Origin of the sequence: Pseudomonas sp. 06C 126, from assembly GCF_001855215.1 — a bacterium.
Classification (GTDB): Bacteria; Pseudomonadota; Gammaproteobacteria; order Pseudomonadales; family Pseudomonadaceae; genus Aquipseudomonas; species Aquipseudomonas proteolytica.
In genome coordinates this window covers 37043-57494 of sequence record NZ_MIFU01000034.1, presented here as the reverse complement: position 1 = coordinate 57494, position 20452 = coordinate 37043, and the positions used below count along the sequence as shown (strand labels likewise).

Below are 20452 nucleotides of genomic sequence, written 5' to 3'. Positions count from 1 at the left end.
GCATGGGCGACCTTCTGGGGCGGCCGGCAAATTGAGAGGCCGATGCTAGCAGTGTCGTCGATGGAAGTAACACCTGAAAATGCGCCAAGGTTTCACTGAATGTTTATCCAGTGCACGTTGCGCTGGCCCCGGGCGGCGTCCAGCGCCTAGACTTTGTCGGTCTTCAGCACAGGAATAGCCCGTGACCTCGATCTTCTGGTACGACTATGAAACCACTGGCATCAACCCACGCAGCGACCGCCCGCTGCAGGTCGCCGGGATTCGCACCGACCTTGACCTCAATGAGATAGGGCCGCCGGTCAACCTCTATTGCCAGCCCAGCGACGATATCCTGCCGCACCCCGCGGCGTGCATGATCACGGGCATTACCCCCGGCCAACTGGCGGAAAAAGGCCTGGCCGAAGCCGACTTCATGACGCGGGTACATGCCGAGCTGGCGGCCCCCGGCACCTGCGGCGCGGGCTATAACACCCTGCGCTTCGACGATGAAATGACCCGCTACAGTCTGTATCGCAATTTTTTCGACCCCTATGCGCGGGAATGGCAGGGCGGAAACAGCCGTTGGGATTTGATCGACGTGCTGCGCACGGCCTATGCCCTGCGGCCCGATGGCATCGTCTGGCCCGAGCAGGACGGGCGCGTGACCCTCAAGCTGGAGCGCCTGACGGCGGCCAATGGGATCGACCATGGCCAGGCCCACGAGGCATTGGCCGATGTGCGTGCCACCATCGCATTGGCGCGCCTGGTCCGGGAAAAACAACCGAAGTTGTACGATTGGCTGTTTCAACTGCGCAGCAAGCAGCGGGTCATGGATCAAATCCGCCTGTTGCAGCCCATGGTGCATATTTCCGGGCGTTTTTCCGCCGAGCGCCATTACCTGGGGGTGGTCCTGCCGTTGGCGTGGCATCCGCGCAATCGCAACGCGTTGATTGTCTGTGACTTGGGGCTCGACCCACAGGGATTGCTGGACCTGGATGCCGAAACACTGCGCCAGCGTCTGTACACCCGGCGCGATGAGTTGGCTGAAGGCGAGTTGCCGGTGCCGCTCAAATTAGTCCACATCAACCGCTGCCCGGTGGTCGCACCGCTGAGTGTGTTGCGGGCGCAAGACCAGCAGCGTTTGAATCTGGACATGGGTGAATATCAGGCCCGGGCGCTGCGGCTAACTGACGCACAGGAACTTTGGCGGGATAAATTGCCGGCGATTTATGCCGAAGAAGGTTTCGCCGCAACCGCCGATCCGGAACAACAGCTCTACGATGGTTTTATTGGCGATCGTGATCGGCGTTTATGCGAACAAGTCCGGGCTGCCGAACCTGCGCAACTAGCACGCCAGCAGTGGCCTTTTGATGATCATCGTTTGCCGGAATTATTGTTTCGCTATCGTGCCCGTAACTTTGCGTACACCTTGGATGACGAAGAGCAACAACGCTGGAAACTATTCTGTCAGCAACGCTTGTCAGACGCGGATTACGGTGCACCCAATACCCTGGAGAGTTTTAATAAGGCCAGGCTTGAATTGGACGTTAGTGCTACAACGTTTCAGCGTCAGGTACTGGATGAATGGCAGCAATATGCTGATGCTTTACGTCAGCGCCTGAGCCTGTAATCAGCGCTTGATAAACAGCGGGCAATAAAAAACGCCAGCAAGCTGGCGTTTTTTATTGTGTCGCGAATCAGGTGACGACCCAGCGAGCCTTAGCCCAGCAGGGTGGCCCAGCCTTCAACCACGTCACCGCCCCACTTGGCTTTCCACTCTTTCAGAGTCTTGTGATTGCCACCTTTGGTTTCAATCACTTCACCGTTGTGCGGGTTTTTGTATTGCTTGACCTTACGGGCGCGCTTGGTGCCGGTAACTTTTACTGCGCCGCGAGGTGCTTTAACTTTCGATTCCGGATCCAGCAGCGCGATGATGTCACGCAGGGATTTGGAGTATTCACCCATCAGGGTGCGCAATTTGCCTTCGAATTCCAGCTCGGTTTGCAGTTTGTCGTCTTGGGACAGATTCTTCAAACGGGCTTGCAGCTCTTTGATAGCTTCTTCGGTGGCACGGTATTCGTTGATCAGGGACATGTGGACTACCTTATGCGGGGCGCTGAGGGACAGGGATAGTGGCCTAATAATAGTCAGACAGTTTCCCCAAGTAAACATTTAAGCTCTGTTTTATGTAATTTACTTTGAACGTTTGTAGTCAGAGACGCTGAGTGCATTATTTAGTGCGCTCGACCGGCTAAAGATATTCTCATTAGATCTTGGCTTATTGCGGTAACAGATGCTTGTGTTGACATAGTGCTGGGGTAAAAACCGTACGCTGTTTAGGGATACCGCCAGCAATCGCTCGAATAAGCGTTGAGGAATACTGCAGTTTTTCTACGGTATCGCTAGAATGGCGGCCTTTGCGAAGTTCTGGAGTTTTCCCCTAATGCGCACTTTTCGTCTGGTGATTGCCTGCCCGGATCGGGTTGGTATCGTCGCTAAAGTCAGTAACTTTCTGGCCTCCCACAACGGCTGGATCACCGAAGCGAGTCATCACTCGGACAATCTCAGTGGTTGGTTTTTCATGCGCCACGAAATTCGTGCCGACACACTGCCCTTTGGTCTTGAGGCATTTCGCGAGGCGTTTGCGCCCATCGCCGAAGAGTTTTCGATGACATGGCGCATTACCGACACCGAGCAGAAAAAACGTGTGGTGCTGATGGCCAGCCGCGAGTCCCATTGCCTGGCGGACTTGCTGCACCGCTGGCACAGCGATGAGCTGGACTGTGAAATCGCCTGCGTGATTTCCAACCACGACGACCTGCGCAGCATGGTTGAGTGGCACGGTATTCCTTACTACCACGTGCCGGTCGACTCGCAGAACAAACAGCCGGCCTTCACCGAAGTCTCGCGCCTGGTCGAGCAGCATCAAGCGGACGTCGTGGTACTGGCGCGCTACATGCAGATCCTGCCGCCGGAACTGTGCCGCGAATATGCAGGCAAGGTGATCAACATTCATCACAGCTTCCTGCCGTCGTTTGTCGGCGCCAAGCCGTATCACCAAGCCTCCCTGCGCGGCGTGAAGCTGATCGGCGCAACGTGCCACTATGTCACCGAGGAGCTGGACGCCGGTCCTATCATCGAACAGGACGTGGTGCGCGTCAGCCACAGCGACAGTATTGAAGACATGGTGCGCTTCGGCCGCGACGTCGAGAAGATGGTCCTGGCCCGCGGCCTGCGCTATCACCTGGAAGACCGCGTGCTGGTACACGGCAACAAGACCGTGGTGTTCTGACCGACTGTTTTTAGTTGAAGCAAAAAGGGCCTGGGCGTTAAATCACCCAGGCCCTTTTTATTTGTGTCAGCGATGAGGATCCAACGATGAGTGATCCCCTGGATAAAGCCACGTCCAAGGCGCCCGCTACCTTGGGCGAAGGGTGTTTGAGCCGCTATGACCCGGATGACTTGGATGCCGAGGACGGCACGGATTTTCCCGGCGCCGCCCGGTTGTGGGAGCAGTTGCAGGAAGAGTCAGAGCCGCACGACAAGCCCGGCCCTGACAGAAACAACGCAGGTTGAATGTAGGAGAGGTCTAGCCCCGGTTCCTACAGTTGATTTGCGCTGTACTCCGGTTTAGATACGGAAACTCCCCACCAGGTGTTTCAGGCGTGCCGCTTGCTGCTCAAGGTCGGAGCAGGCGCGCAGGGTGGACTGCAGGTTTTCCACGCCTTCCTGGTTGAGCGTATTGATTTCGGTGATATCGATATTGATCGATTCAACCACCGAGGTCTGCTCCTCGGTCGCGGTAGCCACCGATTGGTTCATGCCGTCGATTTCACCGATACGCTGGGTCACGCTGCTCAGGCGTTCACCTGCCAGGTTGGCGATTTCTACGCTGTCGAGGCTATGGCGTTGGCTTTCGCTCATGGTGCTGACCGAGTCCCGAGCGCCGACTTGCAGCTCCTCGATCATCTTTTGCACCTGTTGCGCCGATTCTTGCGTGCGATGGGCCAGGTTGCGCACCTCGTCTGCCACCACCGCAAACCCACGGCCGGCTTCCCCGGCGCGCGCAGCCTCAATGGCGGCGTTGAGCGCCAGCAGGTTGGTTTGCTGGGAAATACTGGTGATCACTTCGAGGATCTGCCCGATATTCACCGTCTTACTGTTGAGCGCCTCGATATTGCTGCTTGAGGCGCTGATCATTTCGGACAGCTGTGTCATGGCCTTGATATTGCGCTCCACCACTTGCTGGCCATCTTCGGCCAGGTGCCGTGCATCGCTGGCCTGGTGCGAGGCCTGGGCGGCGTTACGGGCGATTTCCTGGGCGGCGGCGCCCAACTGGTTGATTGCTGCCGCGACGCTGTTGGTGCGGTTGGCCTGTTCGTCGGAGTTGACCATCGACGAGTTGGAGGCGCTGACCACGCGCAGTGCCACTTCATTGACCTGGCCGGTGGCGGAAGACACTTCGCGAATCGAGGTATGAATCCGCTCCACAAAGCGGTTGAAGGCTTTGCCGAGGATGCCGAATTCGTCATGGTTCTGGATAGTCAGGCGGCGCGTCAGGTCGCCTTCGCCATCGGCGATGTCTTCCATGGCGCGGGTCATTACGTACAGCGGCTGCATCAGCACGCGGATCAGCATGCCTAGCAGCGCGATGATGATCGCTACGGCTATCACGGTGGCAATGATGGCCGAGGTGCGGAATTCGCTGAGCATGGCGAAGGATTTGTCTTTATCTACCGACAGACCGATATACCAGTTCACCGACGGCAAACCCTTGATCGGGGCGAAGGTGACAATGCGGGTTTTGCCATCAACCTCGATTTCGCTGAAGTCGGCACTGATCTTGATGGCCTGTTTCGGGTACGCCTCGCCCAGGGTTTTCATCACCAGGCTTTTATCCGGGTGTACCAGGATCTTGCCGTCGGCACTGACCAGGAACGCGTAGCCCATGCCGCCGAAGCTCAGCGCGCCGATGTTGTCCACCAGGGTTTGCAGGCTCAGGTCGCCGCCGACCACACCGACACTCTGCCCAGCCTTGCTGCTGGGGGTGGCGATGGAAATGATCAACTGGCCGGTGGCCGCATCGATATAAGGTTCGGTCAGGGTCGAGCCGTTGCTGGTCTGGGCACCTTTGTACCAGGGGCGCACGCGGGGATCGAAGCCGTCGGGCATCTTCGCATCGGGGCGAATGGTGAAGCCGCCTTTGCTGTCGCCCAGGTAGGTGGCCATGAACGATGACGTCAGGGCTTTCTGCTCCAGCAGGCTGGCAACCACGGCCGGCTCGGAGTTGATGGCGATGTTCTGGGCGGCGTTTTCCACCAGGACGATGCGCCCGGCCAGCCAACTCTGGGTATTGCTGGCAGTCACGCTGCCCATTTCATGCAGGTAGCTGTCGAGGTCGTCGCGAATTGCGTTTCGTTGCAGGTAGTCGTTGTACAACGTGAACAACGCAAATGCGGCAATGACGATAAGGGCGGCTGCAAGCAGGATTTTGTGGCTGAAGCGCAGATTTTTATTCATGGCTCGTCGTGTCCGCTAAGGTCTTAGTGTCCGAGGCGCGTCTTTTATGCAGACGCGCAAATGGCAGCATTAAATAAAGTGTGATATTTCCATCTGCTCCTGCAGGAATTATCCGGTCTAACTTTTTTAGACTTTTTGGGTCTCTCGCTTTGTCTGTATCGACCGTGCAGCGCTAAAGATTAACCATGGGTGACAAAATGTCTGACTCCTCGCAACTTCTTATTGGCGCAGATCTCGAAGGTCAGCCCATCGCCCAGGCCATGCGCCTGGCTAATCGCCATGGCTTGATCGCTGGTGCCACCGGCACGGGCAAGACTGTGACGCTGCAGCGGCTGGCGGAGGCGTTCAGTGATGCTGGCGTCGCAGTGTTCGCCGCCGATATCAAGGGTGACCTGTGTGGCCTCGGCGCCGCAGGCAACCCCCAGGGCAAGGTGGCCGAGCGTATTGCCGGTATGCCGTTCCTGAATTACGCGCCTAAGGCTTATCCGGTAACTCTGTGGGATATCCATGGTCAGTCCGGTCATCCGCTTCGTACAACCTTGAGCGAAATGGGCCCATTGCTGCTGGGCAGTCTATTGGAACTGACCGACAGCCAGCAGTCGACGTTGTATGCAGCCTTTAAAGTGGCGGATCGCGAAGGCTTGCTGCTGCTGGACCTCAAGGACCTCAAGGCTCTGCTCAACCACCTCAAGTTCCACCCCGAACTGCTGGGCGATGACGCCGCCCTGATGACCACCGGCTCCAGCCAGGCCTTGCTGCGGCGCTTGGCCGTGCTCGAACAGCAGGGCGCCGAAGCGTTGTTCGGTGAGCCGGCGCTGCAGCTGGAAGATATTCTGCAACCGGCCAGCGATGGGCGAGGGCGCATTCATCTGCTGGACGCCAGCCGCCTGGTGCACGAGTCGCCCAAGGTCTATGCGACGTTCCTGTTGTGGTTGTTGGCGGAGTTGTTCGAGCAGTTGCCGGAACGCGGGGATGCCGACAAGCCGTTGCTGGCACTGTTTTTCGACGAGGCGCATCTGCTGTTTGCCGATACGCCCAAGGCTTTGCAGGACCGTCTGGAGCAAGTGGTGCGGCTGATTCGTTCGAAAGGGGTGGGTGTGTATTTTGTCACCCAGTCGCCGGGCGATCTGCCGGACAACGTGCTGGCCCAATTGGGTTTGCGTATCCAGCATGGCCTGCGGGCATTCACCACCAAGGAGCAGAAATCCCTGCGGGCGGTGGCGGATGGTTTTCGGCCGAACCCGGCATTCGATGCACTGGCGGTGTTGACCGAGCTGGGCACCGGTGAGGCGCTGGTGGGCACGCTGCAGGAAAAAGGCACGCCCGAGGTGGTCCAGCGGGTGCTGGTAGCGCCGCCGCAATCGCGGATCGGGCCATTGACCGCCGCTGAGCGCACGGCCTTGATCGGCAGTTCGTCGCTCTTGGGGCGCTACGACAAGCCGGTCGATCGTGAGTCGGCCTATGAAGTGCTGATGGCGCGCAAGGAACTGGGGCCGGAGGCGGGTGCTGCGCCTGCCGCAGAAGAGCCGAGTTTTACTGACAAGGCCGGGGCGTTCCTGGGAACTACAGCGGGCAAGGCGTTGAAGTCGGCGATGCAGCAGGCTGCCAATCAGATGGGCCGCCAATTGGTGCGCGGGCTGTTGGGTTCTTTGCTGGGCGGTAGCAAGCGTAAGTAGTTCTTACGGCAGATGGAATCAACTGTAGGAGCGGGCAAGCTCGCTCCTACATTAGGTTGTGCCGCTCTCAGGTTTTGGGCTTGGCATGAGCGGCCAACCGCTCCAGCGCCGCGCGCAGCTTCGGATCGGTAATGCCGTCCGCTGTCGCCTGGATGGTTTCGGCGGCATTCACCGACAAATCCATGGTATGCCCCACCGCACCTTGCTGCACGGTCGGAGGCTGGACCTTGAACTGGATGCGCAGCAGGCTCTCAAAGACCTCAAACGCCTGGAGCTGGCGCTGCAAGCGTTTTTGCTGATAGCGCAGGCGGGTGGCCCAATGCCCATCTGTGACAATCAGCAGCAGCGTACCGTCACGCCACGATGCTACATGGCAGTGCTCGCGGGCCGCCGGTTGCAGTTGGCTTTCCAGCAGGCGTTGCAGGTGGCCAAGGCGCTGGGCATGGCCGAAGATGGCTTTTAAAGGCTTGGCTTCGCGCAGCAGCACGGCGGGAGCTCGGGCCGTAAGAGGGCGAAATGCCATGGTCTAGACACCTTAGGTAACAGAGCCGCCATGGTAGCAGAAAGCGTGTGCGGCACTGTGGTCATTGCTTTGTCAGCAGTTTATCCATTAAATCAATAAGTAACTTCTCGCTCCAATGGGTTGAAAGTCAGCAAAAAGCCCTTATTTTAAACAAGCCCTCCCGGAACGCTGTGCCTGCATCGTGGAACAACGCCACTTTCCTCACCCTCGTTTCCGGGTAGAATGCTCGTTCGCATGCGGCCGTGAGGGCTGCTCGGGCGACTTACGGGGCGCCCCTTCATCCCTAATGTGTGGAAGAACCTGCCGATATGTTTGCGCCTTTGTTAAAGAAACTTTTTGGAAGCAAGAATGAGCGCGAAGTCAAACGCATGCTCAAGACGGTGCAGCTGGTCAATGCCTTCGAAGAGCAGATGGTTGCTTTGTCGGACGAGCAATTGCGCGCCAAGACCGAAGAGTTCAAGGCCCGCATAGCCAAAGGTGAAACCCTCGACAAACTGCTGCCCGAAGCCTTTGCGGTCGCCCGCGAAGCCGGTAAGCGTGTAATGGGTATGCGCCACTTCGACGTCCAGTTGATCGGCGGCATGACCTTGCATGAAGGCATGATTGCCGAAATGCGCACCGGTGAAGGCAAGACCCTGGTGGCAACCCTGGGCGTTTACCTCAACGCACTGTCCGGCAAGGGCGTGCACGTTGTGACGGTGAACGACTATCTGGCTCGCCGGGACGCCAACTGGATGCGCCCGCTGTATGAATTCCTCGGCCTGACCGTCGGCGTGGTAACGCCGTTCCAGCCGCCGGAAGAGAAGCGTGCCGCCTACGCCGCCGACATCACCTACGGCACCAACAACGAATTCGGTTTCGACTACCTGCGCGACAACATGGCGTTCAGCATGGAAGAAAAATTCCAGCGTGAACTCAACTTTGCCGTGATCGACGAAGTCGACTCCATTCTCATCGACGAAGCCCGTACTCCGCTGATCATCTCCGGCCAGGCCGAGGACAGCTCGCGCCTGTACACCGAAATCAACAAGCTGATCCCGCGCCTTGAGCAACATATCGAGGAAGTGGAAGGCGTCGTGACCAAAGAAGGTCATTACTCCATCGACGAGAAGACCCGCCAGGTCGAGCTTAACGAAGCCGGTCACCAGTTCGTCGAAGAGATGCTGACCCAGATCGGCCTGCTGGCTGAAGGCGAAAGCCTGTACTCGGCACACAACCTGGGCCTGTTGACCCACGTGTATGCCGGCCTGCGCGCCCACAAGCTGTTCCATCGCAACGTCGAATACATTGTCCAGGACGGCCAGGTCGTGCTGGTCGACGAACACACCGGCCGTACCATGCCCGGTCGTCGTTTGTCCGAAGGCCTGCACCAGGCCATCGAAGCCAAGGAAGTGCTCAACATCCAGGCCGAGAGCCAGACGCTGGCCTCGACCACCTTCCAGAACTACTTCCGCCTGTACAACAAGCTGTCCGGCATGACCGGTACTGCTGACACCGAAGCGTTCGAATTCCACCAGATCTACGGTCTGTCGGTGATGGTCATCCCGCCGAACAAGCCGCTGGCGCGTAAAGACTACAACGACCTGGTGTTCCTGACCGCCGACGAGAAATACGCTGCAATCGTTGCCGACATCAAGGAATGCATGGCCCAAGGCCGTCCGGTCCTGGTGGGTACTGCAACCATCGAAACCTCCGAGCACATGTCGAACCTGCTCAACAAGGAAGGTATCGAGCACAAGGTCCTCAACGCCAAGTTCCACGAAAAAGAAGCCGAGATCATTGCCCAGGCCGGTCGCCCAGGCGCACTGACCATCGCTACCAACATGGCCGGTCGTGGTACCGACATCCTGTTGGGCGGTAACTGGGAAGTGGAAGTGGCATCCCTGGACAACCCGACGCCTGAGCAGATCGCCCAGATCAAGGCCGACTGGCAGAAGCGCCATCAGGCCGTGCTGGAATCCGGTGGTTTGCAGGTGATCGCGTCCGAGCGTCACGAATCGCGCCGTATCGACAACCAACTGCGTGGCCGTGCCGGTCGCCAGGGCGACGCCGGTTCCAGCCGTTTCTACCTGTCCCTGGAAGACAGCCTGATGCGCATCTTCGCCTCTGACCGGGTGAAGAACTTCATGAAGGCCCTGGGCATGCAGTCTGGCGAAGCGATCGAGCATCGCATGGTGACCAACGCCATCGAAAAGGCCCAGCGCAAGGTCGAAGGCCGCAACTTCGATATTCGTAAGCAACTGCTGGAGTTCGATGACGTCAACAACGAACAGCGTAAAGTGATTTATCACATGCGTAACACGTTGCTGGCCGCCGACAACATTGGCGAAACCATTGCCGACTTCCGCCAGGACGTGCTCAACGCCACCGTCAGTGCCCATATCCCGCCACAGTCGCTGCCTGAGCAGTGGGATGTTGCCGGCCTGGAAGCTGCGTTGAAGAGCGACTTCGGTGTCGACCTGCCGGTCCAGCAATGGCTTGACGAAGACGATCACCTGTACGAAGAAACCCTGCGCGAAAAACTGATGGCCGAACTGCTGGCCGCGTACAACGAGAAAGAAGAGCAAGCCAGTGCCGAAGCACTGCGCACCTTCGAGAAGCAAATCGTTCTGCGTGTGCTGGACGACCTGTGGAAAGACCACCTGTCGACCATGGACCACCTGCGCCACGGTATCCACCTGCGTGGCTACGCCCAGAAGAACCCGAAGCAGGAGTACAAGCGCGAGTCGTTCACGCTGTTCTCCGAGTTGCTGGATTCGATCAAGCGCGATTCGATTCGTGTGCTGTCCCACGTTCAGGTGCGTCGCGAAGACCCGATCGAAGAAGAAGCCCGCCTGCGCCAGGAAGCCGAAGCCCTGGCCGCGCGCATGCAGTTCCAGCATGACGAAGCGCCGGGCCTTGAGTCGCCGGAAGTGTTGGGTGAAGAGGTCGATGTGGCCCTGGCCCAGGCTCCTGTGCGCAACGAGCAGAAGCTGGGTCGCAACGAGCCATGCTGGTGCGGTTCGGGCAAGAAGTTCAAACACTGCCATGGCGAAATCAACTAAGATTTTTGCCTGACGCTGCAATACCCCGCGCCGCGACCGGCATCAGCCGTCGCGGCGTTTTGCCATTTATTCACCGTCGACGACGACGGTGCAGACATCACATCGTTAAGGAGCGCATTCATGGCTGTTGGTCTTGGTCCTTTGCCCACGTTGCACCCGGTTGCCGGTTTTGAACTCGGTATCGCTTCGGCCGGTATCAAGCGCCCCGGGCGCAAGGACGTGGTAGTGATGCGCTGTGCCGAAGGCTCGACCATCGCTGGCGTGTTCACCCTGAACGCGTTTTGCGCAGCCCCCGTGATCCTCGCCAAGCAACGTGTCGAAGGCCCGGTGCGCTACTTGCTGACCAACACCGGCAATGCCAACGCCGGTACCGGCGAGCCTGGCCTGGCTGCGGCTGCGCGCACTTGCGCCAAGCTGGCGGAGTTGACCGGGGTGGACGCCAGCCAGGTGCTGCCGTACTCCACCGGGGTGATCGGCGAGCCGTTGCCCGTGGAAAAAATCGAAGGCGCCCTGCAGGCCGCGCTGGACGACCTGTCGGTGGATAACTGGGCGGCCGCGGCCACCGGGATCATGACCACCGACACTCTGCCCAAGGGCGCCAGCCGCCAGTTCATGCATGAAGGCGTGACTGTCACCGTGACCGGCATCAGCAAAGGTGCGGGCATGATCCGCCCGAACATGGCGACCATGCTCGGCTACATCGCCACTGACGCCAAAGTCTCCCGCGATGTGCTGCAGAACCTGATGCTCGATGGCGCCAACAAGTCGTTCAACCGCATCACCATCGACGGCGACACTTCGACCAACGACTGCTGCATGTTGATTGCCACTGGTAAAGCCAACCTGCCGGAAATCACCTCCTCCAACGGCCCGCTGTTCGCGGCGTTGAAGCAGGCGGTATTTGAAGTGTGCATGGAAGTGGCCCAGGCCATCGTGCGTGATGGCGAAGGCGCGACCAAGTTCGTCACCGTTGAAGTCAATGGCGGCGGCAATCACCAGGAGTGCCTGGATGTCGGCTACACCGTGGCCCACTCGCCGCTGATCAAGACCGCGCTGTTTGCCTCCGACCCGAACTGGGGCCGGATCCTCGCAGCGGTGGGTCGTGCCGGCGTGCCGAACCTGGACGTGAGCAAGATCGACGTGTTCCTCGGTGATGTGTGCATCGCCAGCCGTGGCGCCCGTGCCGAAACCTACACCGAAGCCCAGGGCTCGGCGGTGATGCAGCAGGAAGAAATCACCATCCGCATCGAACTGGGACGCGGTGAGTGCAGCGAAACCATCTGGACCACCGACCTGTCCCACGAATACGTGAAAATCAACGCCGAATACCGCACTTGATACCTGCCCGGGGCATTGGCAATGCCCCGGCAGACGCCGGCTTAGAGGACGTAATACCGTGAAACGAGTTCATGTAGCAGCCGCAGTTATTCGCGGTATCGATGGCCGGATTTTGCTGGCGCGTCGTGCAGATACCCAGCACCAGGGCGGCCTCTGGGAATTTCCCGGAGGCAAGGTGGAGGCCGATGAATCGGTTTTCACCGCACTGGGCCGAGAGCTGCAGGAGGAACTGGGTATCCAGGTCACCACGGCGCGGCCGTTGATCCAGGTGCAGCATGATTACCCGGACAAGCAGGTGTTGCTGGATGTCTGGGAGGTCTCGGCGTTTACCGGCGAGCCCCATGGCGCAGAAGGGCAACCCCTCGAATGGGTGGCGCCACGGGACTTGCAGAACTACGAGTTTCCAGCTGCCAACGCGCCAATCGTCGCTGCCGCGCGCTTGCCCGCTGACTACCTGATCACCCCAGGTGAACTGGAAACCCCAGTGTTGTTGCGCGGTATTCAGAAAGCCATTGCCGGTGGCATCAAGCTGATCCAATTGCGCGCACCCAATGGCTATGACCCCAAGTACCGCGACCTGGCGGTGGATGCCGTGGGGTTGTGTGCCGGCAAGGCACAGTTGATGCTCAAGGGGCCGTTTGAATGGCTCGGTGATTTCCCGGCGGCGGGCTGGCACATGACTTCGGCGCAACTGCGCAAATACGCCAGCAAAGGCCGGCCATTGCCCAAGGATCGCTGGTTGGCAGCGTCTTGCCACAATGCCGAGGAGCTGGCATTGGCCGAATTGATGGACGTGGACTTTGTCACTTTGTCGCCGGTGCAGCCGACCCAAACTCATCCTGATGCTCAACCATTGGGTTGGGAAGAGGCCGCGCAGTTGATCAAGGGCTTCAGCAAGCCTGTGTTTCTGTTGGGTGGGGTTGGGCCTGACGAGCGGGAGAAGGCCTGGCAGAACGGAGCGCAGGGTGTGGCGGGGATTCGGGCGTTCTGGCCTGAGGTTTGAGTCGTCAGTGATGGCCCCATCGCAGGCAAGCCAGCTCCCACATTTGAATGTATTCACCGCTCAAGTGTGGGAGCTGGCTTGCCTGCGATGAGGCCCGATAAAGCTCTACAAAACCTCAGTGCGGCTTAGCTGCCGCCTGCCACAAAATCTCCGCAACCCCCTGGCGCCTGGCAATTACTCGCGCTGCGACAAACAGTAAATCCGATAGCCGATTGATATACGCCAATCCCACGCCTTCCAACGGCTCCAGTGCATTCAACTGCTGGCAGCGGCGCTCGGCGCTGCGGGCCAGGCTGCGGCATACGTGGGCCTGGGCGATCAGTGCCGAACCGCCGGGCAGGATGAAGTTTTCCAAAGGCCCTACCTCTTCATTCCAGCGATCGATCGCGGCTTCCAAGCGGTCCACTTCGCCTGCATTCAGTGCCTTGTAGACCGGCATTGCCAACTCGCCACCCAGGTCAAACAGTCGGTGCTGGCAAGGTGTCAGGACCTCGACCACATCCTTCAACGCAGGATGCTGGCCGCTTTGCTCCTCGAGCCCGGCCAACAGCAGGCCCAATTGGCTGTTGAGGCTGTCCACTTCGCCGATGGCTTCCACCCGGGGGTGATCCTTGGGCACGCGGCGACCGTCACCCAGGCCGGTTTCGCCTTTGTCGCCGGTACGGGTGTAAATTTTCGACAGGCGAAAGCCCATGGTCAGTGCTCCAGTTGAGTCAGTTCGAGGGGGGCAAGCTGGCTGCCGGCCAACGGCAGGCGCAAGGTAAAGCAGGTGCCCTGGCCCAGGGTGGAGTGAACCTCCATCTGGCCCTTGTGATTGTTGGTGATGATGAAGTACGAGACCGACAAGCCCAGCCCCGTGCCCTGGCCGATTTCCTTGGTGGTGAAGAACGGCTCGAACGTGCGTTTACGTACGCTCTCACTCATGCCGATGCCATTGTCTTCCACCTGGATCTCGGCCCAGGGCGGGTTGAGCCGGGTGCGCAGGATGATGCGCCCTGGCTCGCTGTCGTCTTCGCGCAGGTGGATGGCCTGGGCGGCGTTTTTCAGCAGGTTGAGCAGTACCTGCTCCAGCTCGTTGGCGGTGCCGGGCACCGGGCCCAGCGCTGGGTCGAACTGGCGAATGATCGCCTGGCCCTTGAAGTCGAAGCCGATCGCCAGGTCGAAGTCATTACCGGCGATCTCCACGGCCTGATCGATCAGGGCTGGCAGGTCGCAAGGCGCCATCTGGCGGTTGCTGCGGCGGCTGAAACTGAGCATATGGGTGACGATTTTCGCCGCGCGGGCCCCGGCTTGCTGGATACCGTCGAGCAATTGCGGCACCTCGCGGCTTTGCAGGTAACGGTTCACCGTTTCCAGTTCCACGCCCACCTGCTCGGCGTGCTCCAGGTTTTTCGGCAGCTCCGTCGATAGGCGTCGGCGGATGTTCTGCACGTTGTGCAGGATCGCCCCCAGGGGGTTGTTGATTTCGTGGGCCATGCCGGCGGCCAGCCCGCCGACGGACAGCATCTTCTCTGACTGCACCATCATTTCTTCCAGGGACAGGCGCTGGGTGATGTCATCGATGCGGATCACCACCCCGCGCCCGGCACCGCCCATCAGCGGGTAAAAGGTCAGGGCGTAGTGCTTGGGCTCGTCGTCCTTGATCCAGGTGACGCGCTCGATGCGCTCCACCGTATGTTGCTCCACCGTGGCCTTGAGTTGGGGCAGGTAGGGCTTGAGCGGTTCGAAGGCGAGGAAGATTGGCTGGTTCAGCGCTTGGTCCAGGCGTGTGCCGGAAAGGGCGCTGGCTTCCTGGTTCCATTGGGTAACGTAAAGCTGCTCGTCCAGGGCGATCAAGGCAGAGGGCATGGAGTCGATGATGCTGTTGAGATAATTCTGGAACCCGGTGAGTTTTTTCTCGATTTTGCTGCGCACCTGGACTTCCAGTTCCAGCTTGCGGTTGGTATGGCGCGTTTCCTCGGCCAGGCCCTGGGCCTGGTCATAGGCGGCCTGGGAGTCGTCCCGCGCGCGCTTGAGTTGCTGCTCGCGGGCTTCGATGCGTGACAGCATGGTATTGAACGCTTCGGCCAGGCTGCCGATTTCGTCATGGTTGCCGCGACCGGCCCGCAACGCGTAGTTCTCCTCGCGGGTGACCTGGCGCGACAACTCTTCCAACTCGTGGATGGGCCGGGTAATCAGGCGCTTGATCTGCCGGGCGATCACCATCCACAGCAGGATGCTGAAAACCAGGATGCCGAGGCTGGCGGTCAGGGTGCCGGTGTAGAAGGCCACCGGCAGTTCGCTGCTGGCCACCAGCAGCAGGTGCCCCGAGGGCAGGCCGGGGCGGGGCAGGGTGATGATTTGATTGCTGCGAAACTCGGTGACCCGCCAGGCTTCGATGTCACGATAGTGCGCCGGCAATTGCAGGCGGTCACCGTGTTGCAACTGCGCCAGGCGGCTGCCTTCGCCGTCGTAGAGGGCCGCCGCGCGCAGTGGCGAGTAACTGGTCAGCTCGTTGAGCAGGGCATCGGCCTTGGCGGGAGAGTCCAGGGCTTGCGCGGCGAGGGCCGGATTGGAAACCAGTCGGCCAATTGCCTGCAGGGCCTGGGGGGCCATGCTTTCCTGGGAGATCCAGTAGGCGGCGCTGATAAAGGTCAGGTTGGCCACCAGCAGCACGGTGGTCAGCAGTACCAGCAGGGCCGCCAGCAGTTTCTGCCCAACGGGGAGATTTTCGAGACGCTGGCGCAGTGGCATCAGGTTGTTCGCAGGCAAGGATCAAGTGGGCAGGGTAGCGCGTGCTTCAGTCGCTGGGCAATCCGCGTGCGTCCAGGTAACCGGCCAGGCGCACATGCAGTTGTTGCAGGTGCGGCAGGCTCAGGCGATGGCGCAAGGCCGCCTGGCAGGCATGGCCGAGCAGGTAGCGGATTTCAGTGCGTCGGCCGCCAGCCACATCCTGGTACATCGACGAAAAATTCGCTGCCGTCGCCTGGATCACCCGCGCCACTTCGGTCTGCAGGTCCTGCGCCGCCGCTGGCTGGCCGCAGTACTCCAGCAGTTCGGCGAGTTCGGTACACAGGGTCGCTACTTCGCATTGGTGCTGCTGTAGCCCGCCATTGCGGCATTGATAGAGCACGGTCAGTGGATTGATCGCACAGTTGAGTGCCAGTTTTCGCCAGAGGCGCGTGAGGATATCGGTGCTCCACTGGTGGGGAATGCCGGCGGCCTCCAAGTCGTCCAGCCACAGCGGCGCCGTGGGATGGGTAGTGTCACCGAGCCAGGTAAAGCCATGGCCGGCGAAAACCACACTGCCATCGCTCTGGCGAAACGCACCCTCGGTGCTGGAGGCGAAGATACACCGGGCCTGGGGCAGTTGCGTAGCAACCGCATCCTGGCTGCCCAGGCCATTCTGCAGCAGGATCACCTCGGCATTGGGTGTCAGGCGTCGGGCTAGCTGTGCGACGGCGCCAGGTGCGTCGTAGGCTTTACACGCGACCAGCAGGCGATCAATCGGCTCGGGGCTGTCGGATGTTTGTGCACTAACCGGGTACGACTGGGCATGCCCCTGCTCGATCAACGTCAGCCCGGGCGTTGTCCGATAGCGGGCCAAGCGTGCCTGGTCGCGCAGGATCAGTGTGACAGGCAAGCCTGCGCGGGCCAGGCGTGCGGCCCATAACGTACCGAGACTGCCGGCGCCGAGGACATGCCAGGTGGTGGACATCAATTTTGCTCCGTCGGCCTTTGGGTGAGCCAAGCAGCTCAGGGTAAAGAATCGTTATAATGCCCCGGCATTTTACCCGCAAGCCAGGCGCGCTCCATCTCTACTGAGCCGCGCCCCTTTTTTATTGGAGAAACTACATGCCGTCGTTCGACGTGGTATCTGAACTGGACAAGCACGAAGTCACCAACGCCGTCGAGAACGCCGTCAAGGAGCTGGACCGTCGTTATGACTTGAAAGGCAAAGGCAGCTTCGAGTTCAAGGAAAAGGAACTGACGGTCAACCTGACCGCTGAAGCGGACTTCCAACTGGAAGCGATGATCGAGATCCTCAAGCTGGCCCTGGTCAAGCGCAAGATCGATGTGCAGTGCCTTGAAGTCAAGGAGGCCTATGCGTCGGGCAAGTTGATGAAGCAGGAAGCGGTGCTCAAGGAAGGTATCGACAAGGAGCTGGCGAAGAAAATCGTCGCTCATGTCAAGGATGCCAAACTCAAGGTCCAGGCCGCGATCCAGGGCGAGCAGGTGCGTATCACCGGCAAGAAGCGCGACGACTTGCAGGACGCGATTGCCGCCCTGCGCGCCAAGACCTTCGATATGCCGCTGCAGTTCAATAACTTCCGCGACTGACCCGGTTTTGGGGAACCCGCGGGGCTTTTCGACGTCCCACGCCCCAGCACCTGCAGAAACGATTGAGCCCTTCGGGGCTCAATTGCTGTGGCGACCTATATATGCAGTGGTAAACAGGAGAATCTAGATGGACTTGAATGCTGAAGTGGATCATTTGATCAAGGCTTCCCAAGCCTGGGTCCCTATGATCATGGAATACGGCAGCCGGGTGCTGCTGGCGGTATTGACCCTGGCCATTGGCTGGTGGCTGATCAACAAGCTGACCCACAAGGTTGGGCGCCTGCTGGCCCTGCGCAATGCCGACCTGGCGTTGCAGGGCTTCGTGACCAGCCTTGCGAACATCGTGCTCAAGGTGATGCTGATCGTCAGCGTGGCCTCAATGATTGGCGTCGAAACCACTTCGTTTGTTGCCGCGATTGGTGCCGCGACCCTGGCCATTGGCCTGGCGTTGCAAGGCAGCCTGGCCAACTTTGCCGGTGGCGTGCTGATCCTGCTGTTCCGTCCGTTCCGTATCGGTGACTGGATCGAAGCCCAGGGCACGGCGGGTACCGTCGATAGCATCCAGATCTTCCACACGGTGATCCGTACCGGCGACAACAAGACGGTCATCGTGCCTAACGGCATCTTGTCCAACGGCATCATCACCAACACCAACCGCCAGCCAACCCGCAAGGTGGTGTTTGATGTGGGTGTCGACTACGAAGCCGACCTGCAGAAAGCCCGCGCAGTACTGCTGGAACTGGCCAAGGACCCACGGGTTCTGGCGGACCCAGAGCCGGTCGCTGTGGTTTCGACCCTGGGCGACAGTTCAATCACTGTTTCCCTGCGCGTATGGACCAAGACGGCGGATTATTGGGATGTGATGTTCATGTTCAATGAACTGGCGCGTGACCGTTTGAAAGCGGCTGGAATTGATATCCCATTCCCGCAGCGTGTTATTCGCGTGATGCAAGACGCGCCTGCCAAATAAACGGGTACAGGGATTTAACTTGGCTGAAGAGTCAGGTTTCGTCTCGGCAATAAACTTGATAGTTAGCTTGCTAGTTATCAAGGTCGCAGAAATAAAAGTGTAATAAAAAAGCCGCTCACTGGTTAAAAGTGAGCGGCTTTTTCATTAAGAGCCGAAGCCCTCGGGCATCTTTGATTACAAGATGTTCAGCGGGTATTGCGCAATCAAACGCAGTTCGTCGATGGACGAAGAACCGTAGTAAACACCGTCAGACGAACGATAAGTCGCTTGGCGAATACGCAGGCTCAGGTCTTTGGCCGGGCCGCTCTGGATCACGTACTTGGCTTCGAGGTCGCGTTCCCACTCTTTGCCGTTCGAGGTCAGGGCGGTGTTGGCGCCGCTACCAGTGACGTACGCAGCCAGGAAGCTCAGGCCAGGTACGCCGAAGGTGGCCATGTCGAGGTCATAACGGGCCTTGAAGGATTTCTCGCCTTCGGCGTTGAAGTCGGAACGGGCCACGGAGTTGGCCAGGAACACTGTACCGCCGCCATCGATGCCGTAGCCGTAATCGCCGTCACCGGTAACCTTCTGTGCAGCCAGGGTGAAGGTGTGTGCACCGATGGTGTAGGCACCCTGCAAGCTGAACGCGCGGTTGTCGAGTTTGGTAACGTCGTCTTTGAAGGCGCGTTGCAGGCCGGCTCCGTCGCTCTTGGTGTCGTAGATGTTGAAGTCTACGGCCACCGACTGGTCATCGCTAAGGGCGTGGGTCCAGTTGACGTTGGCGTAGTATTTGCGCCAGTAGTCTTCGACTTTCGAGTAGTAGAGGCTGGTGGTGAACTCAGGCGTCCAACCGTAGGTGCCGCCCACGAAATTGGCTTGCTTGATGCCTCGGGAGGTTTCAGGGAAGTCGAGGATACTGTCCTTGAAGGTTTGCGCCTGGGCAACGCTGGAAGTGAAGTGGCCGGCTTCCAGCTTGAGGTCCTTGATCTCGTTACTGACGATCGAGATACCTTGTGGCAGCTCTGGCAGCAAGCGACTGTCGTCGGATGCGAATACCGGTGCGGTGGTGTACTGGTCGCCGACTTTCAGCACGGTATTGGAGAGGCGGAACTTGATGGCGCCGCCGCCCTTGGAGTATTCATCCTCTGAGCGGCCATCCGAACCTTCCGGGAACAGGCCGGTGCCATTACGGCCTCTGCCGCTGTCCAGTTTCACGCCCAGCAGGCCGATAACGTCAACACCCACACCGATGGTGCCCTGGGTGAAACCCGACTGGTACAAACCGTTGAAGCCCAGGCCGGTTTCCCGGGTGTAGCTCGTACCCGACTTGTTGTTGCGGTTATCTCGGCTGAAGTACAGGGTGCGGGTATTGATGCTGAACGTACTGTCTTCGACAAAGCCCTTGGCATCATCTTGGGCGGACGCCATTGCGAACTGTGAGGTGCCTGCTGAAACAGCGAGGGCGATCATGCTCCACTTCATCACGCGCATCGTGATTTGCTCCTTTGGTTTTAGGAAGAGTACTGCCGTCCCACCTGTATTTTTGTCTGGGCGGCTCTTTCTTTTTTGTGACAGCGCAAACTTATAGCACGCTGGCAATAATTGGCGATACTTGCACATCTGTCCTTTCAGCTTCTTTACGAGGCTGTCGTAAATTGCTAGATCCATGTCGCAAATCTACAGTCTGTTTGTAGCCAGACTGACAACTTCAATACTGTTTTTAATACCCTGGACAGAGGTGCAAAGTACCCTGTTCAAAGTTTTAAAACTTCCTGTTTGTGTATTGACTCACTGTTCTTTTTATCGTGAAACACCGCCTTCCTGGCAGGTGCCGTTGTCGACGATATGGGAGTGAATGCAACAAGCGTGCTCAAACTGCCAGGCAGATGTCATTTTTTCGTGAAAAATGTGGTGAGTCTGTGAAAACCGCCTGGATGCGGGGCTTTTGCGTGGTTTTTTTTGGAATTCGGGGCGTTGGTTGTGCGGGATTTCGAACGGGTGAAAATACGTTTCCGTCAGAAATGTTACCGGTTCACCCTGCGCAGTGAGTAATCGGCGGATAGGCCCTGCCCGATGCGGGGCATAAAAGACTCATTTTGG

The 20452-nt window shown here is 59.1% G+C and carries 16 protein-coding genes and 1 pseudogene; 9 read left to right on the top strand and 8 right to left on the bottom strand.

The features are described 5' to 3' along the window. Positions 1 to 181: 181 nt before the first annotated feature. Complete coding sequence (gene sbcB, locus BHC62_RS05635) at positions 182 to 1609, top strand: exodeoxyribonuclease I (protein WP_029295468.1); 1428 nt, start codon at positions 182 to 184, stop codon at positions 1607 to 1609. 89 nt (positions 1610 to 1698) lie between these two features. Here the strand turns inward: sbcB and mvaT are convergent, their stop codons facing one another. Further along, complete coding sequence (gene mvaT / locus BHC62_RS05630; RefSeq protein WP_029295469.1) at positions 1699 to 2073, bottom strand: histone-like nucleoid-structuring protein MvaT; 375 nt, start codon at positions 2071 to 2073, stop codon at positions 1699 to 1701. 349 nt (positions 2074 to 2422) lie between these two features. Between mvaT and purU the strand changes: the two genes are divergently transcribed. Both purU and BHC62_RS05620 read left to right on the top strand, forming a co-directional pair. Then, a complete protein-coding gene (gene purU, locus BHC62_RS05625; protein WP_029295472.1) occupies positions 2423 to 3271 on the top strand; it encodes a formyltetrahydrofolate deformylase in 849 nt (282 codons plus the stop codon). A gap of 86 nt (positions 3272 to 3357) precedes the next feature. Further along, positions 3358 to 3555, top strand: a complete 198-nt coding sequence (locus BHC62_RS05620) for a hypothetical protein (protein WP_029295474.1) — start codon at positions 3358 to 3360, stop codon at positions 3553 to 3555. A 54-nt stretch (positions 3556 to 3609) separates the two neighbouring features. On the opposite strand, the gene BHC62_RS29265 is transcribed toward BHC62_RS05620, so the two are convergent. Continuing rightward, entirely contained in the window at positions 3610 to 4374 is a 765-nt protein-coding gene (locus tag BHC62_RS29265) for a methyl-accepting chemotaxis protein (RefSeq protein ID WP_371128905.1), read from the bottom strand. 93 nt (positions 4375 to 4467) lie between these two features. Beyond that, positions 4468 to 5499, bottom strand: a pseudogene (locus BHC62_RS29260) (cache domain-containing protein); the annotation flags it as partial. A gap of 197 nt (positions 5500 to 5696) precedes the next feature. Here BHC62_RS29260 and BHC62_RS05610 point away from each other — a divergent pair. Beyond that, on the top strand, positions 5697 to 7175 hold the full coding sequence (locus BHC62_RS05610) for a helicase HerA-like domain-containing protein (protein WP_029295478.1): 1479 nt from the start codon (positions 5697 to 5699) through the stop codon (positions 7173 to 7175). A 67-nt stretch (positions 7176 to 7242) separates the two neighbouring features. Here BHC62_RS05610 and BHC62_RS05605 read toward each other — a convergent pair whose 3' ends face one another. After that, on the bottom strand, positions 7243 to 7698 hold the full coding sequence (locus BHC62_RS05605) for a DUF721 domain-containing protein (protein WP_029295480.1): 456 nt from the start codon (positions 7696 to 7698) through the stop codon (positions 7243 to 7245). Positions 7699 to 8006: 308 nt separating this feature from the next. On the opposite strand from BHC62_RS05605, the gene secA reads away from it, so the two are divergent. The 3 genes from secA to BHC62_RS05590 all read left to right on the top strand — a co-directional run bounded on the left by secA (position 8007) and on the right by BHC62_RS05590 (position 13083). Beyond that, on the top strand, positions 8007 to 10742 hold the full coding sequence (gene secA / locus BHC62_RS05600; protein ID WP_029295483.1) for a preprotein translocase subunit SecA: 2736 nt from the start codon (positions 8007 to 8009) through the stop codon (positions 10740 to 10742). Between the two features lie 120 nt (positions 10743 to 10862). Then, positions 10863 to 12080: a bifunctional glutamate N-acetyltransferase/amino-acid acetyltransferase ArgJ gene (argJ, locus tag BHC62_RS05595; protein ID WP_070994438.1), complete on the top strand. Its 1218-nt coding sequence runs from the start codon at positions 10863 to 10865 to the stop codon at positions 12078 to 12080. A 58-nt stretch (positions 12081 to 12138) separates the two neighbouring features. Next, positions 12139 to 13083 (top strand): Nudix family hydrolase, encoded by a 945-nt coding sequence (locus BHC62_RS05590; RefSeq protein WP_029295488.1) that lies wholly within the window; start codon positions 12139 to 12141, stop codon positions 13081 to 13083. A 115-nt stretch (positions 13084 to 13198) separates the two neighbouring features. On the opposite strand, the gene BHC62_RS05585 is transcribed toward BHC62_RS05590, so the two are convergent. From BHC62_RS05585 to BHC62_RS05575, 3 genes are read right to left on the bottom strand one after another with little or no spacing between them, the layout of a single operon-like run. Next, complete coding sequence (locus tag BHC62_RS05585) at positions 13199 to 13777, bottom strand: cob(I)yrinic acid a,c-diamide adenosyltransferase (RefSeq protein ID WP_070994437.1); 579 nt, start codon at positions 13775 to 13777, stop codon at positions 13199 to 13201. A gap of 2 nt (positions 13778 to 13779) precedes the next feature. Continuing rightward, positions 13780 to 15816 carry an ATP-binding protein gene (locus BHC62_RS05580; RefSeq protein ID WP_070994436.1) on the bottom strand — a complete coding sequence of 679 codons (2037 nt, stop codon included), beginning with the start codon at positions 15814 to 15816 and terminating at the stop codon, positions 13780 to 13782. A 46-nt stretch (positions 15817 to 15862) separates the two neighbouring features. Then, entirely contained in the window at positions 15863 to 16780 is a 918-nt protein-coding gene (locus BHC62_RS05575; RefSeq protein ID WP_070994435.1) for a putative 2-dehydropantoate 2-reductase, read from the bottom strand. A 137-nt stretch (positions 16781 to 16917) separates the two neighbouring features. Between BHC62_RS05575 and BHC62_RS05570 the strand changes: the two genes are divergently transcribed. After that, positions 16918 to 17403 carry a YajQ family cyclic di-GMP-binding protein gene (locus tag BHC62_RS05570; protein WP_029300327.1) on the top strand — a complete coding sequence of 162 codons (486 nt, stop codon included), beginning with the start codon at positions 16918 to 16920 and terminating at the stop codon, positions 17401 to 17403. Positions 17404 to 17530: 127 nt separating this feature from the next. Next, on the top strand, positions 17531 to 18373 hold the full coding sequence (locus tag BHC62_RS05565; protein ID WP_029300326.1) for a mechanosensitive ion channel family protein: 843 nt from the start codon (positions 17531 to 17533) through the stop codon (positions 18371 to 18373). Between the two features lie 174 nt (positions 18374 to 18547). On the opposite strand, the gene BHC62_RS05560 is transcribed toward BHC62_RS05565, so the two are convergent. Next, entirely contained in the window at positions 18548 to 19843 is a 1296-nt protein-coding gene (locus BHC62_RS05560; RefSeq protein ID WP_029300325.1) for an OprD family porin, read from the bottom strand. Positions 19844 to 20452 lie beyond the last annotated feature (609 nt).

Excerpts from the sequence above, each read along its gene's own strand:
- mvaT (WP_029295469.1), bottom strand. The coding sequence starts at position 2,073 with ATGTCCCTGATCAACGAATACCGTGCCACCGAAGAAGCTATCAAAGAG.
- purU (WP_029295472.1), top strand. The coding sequence starts at position 2,423 with ATGCGCACTTTTCGTCTGGTGATTGCCTGCCCGGATCGGGTTGGTATC.
- BHC62_RS05620 (WP_029295474.1), top strand. The coding sequence starts at position 3,358 with ATGAGTGATCCCCTGGATAAAGCCACGTCCAAGGCGCCCGCTACCTTG.
- BHC62_RS29265 (WP_371128905.1), bottom strand. The coding sequence starts at position 4,374 with ATGGTCAACTCCGACGAACAGGCCAACCGCACCAACAGCGTCGCGGCA.
- BHC62_RS05610 (WP_029295478.1), top strand. The coding sequence starts at position 5,697 with ATGTCTGACTCCTCGCAACTTCTTATTGGCGCAGATCTCGAAGGTCAG.
- BHC62_RS05605 (WP_029295480.1), bottom strand. The coding sequence starts at position 7,698 with ATGGCATTTCGCCCTCTTACGGCCCGAGCTCCCGCCGTGCTGCTGCGC.
- secA (WP_029295483.1), top strand. The coding sequence starts at position 8,007 with ATGTTTGCGCCTTTGTTAAAGAAACTTTTTGGAAGCAAGAATGAGCGC.
- argJ (WP_070994438.1), top strand. The coding sequence starts at position 10,863 with ATGGCTGTTGGTCTTGGTCCTTTGCCCACGTTGCACCCGGTTGCCGGT.
- BHC62_RS05585 (WP_070994437.1), bottom strand. The coding sequence starts at position 13,777 with ATGGGCTTTCGCCTGTCGAAAATTTACACCCGTACCGGCGACAAAGGC.
- BHC62_RS05580 (WP_070994436.1), bottom strand. The coding sequence starts at position 15,816 with ATGCCACTGCGCCAGCGTCTCGAAAATCTCCCCGTTGGGCAGAAACTG.
- BHC62_RS05575 (WP_070994435.1), bottom strand. The coding sequence starts at position 16,780 with ATGTCCACCACCTGGCATGTCCTCGGCGCCGGCAGTCTCGGTACGTTA.
- BHC62_RS05570 (WP_029300327.1), top strand. The coding sequence starts at position 16,918 with ATGCCGTCGTTCGACGTGGTATCTGAACTGGACAAGCACGAAGTCACC.
- BHC62_RS05565 (WP_029300326.1), top strand. The coding sequence starts at position 17,531 with ATGGACTTGAATGCTGAAGTGGATCATTTGATCAAGGCTTCCCAAGCC.
- BHC62_RS05560 (WP_029300325.1), bottom strand. The coding sequence starts at position 19,843 with ATGCGCGTGATGAAGTGGAGCATGATCGCCCTCGCTGTTTCAGCAGGC.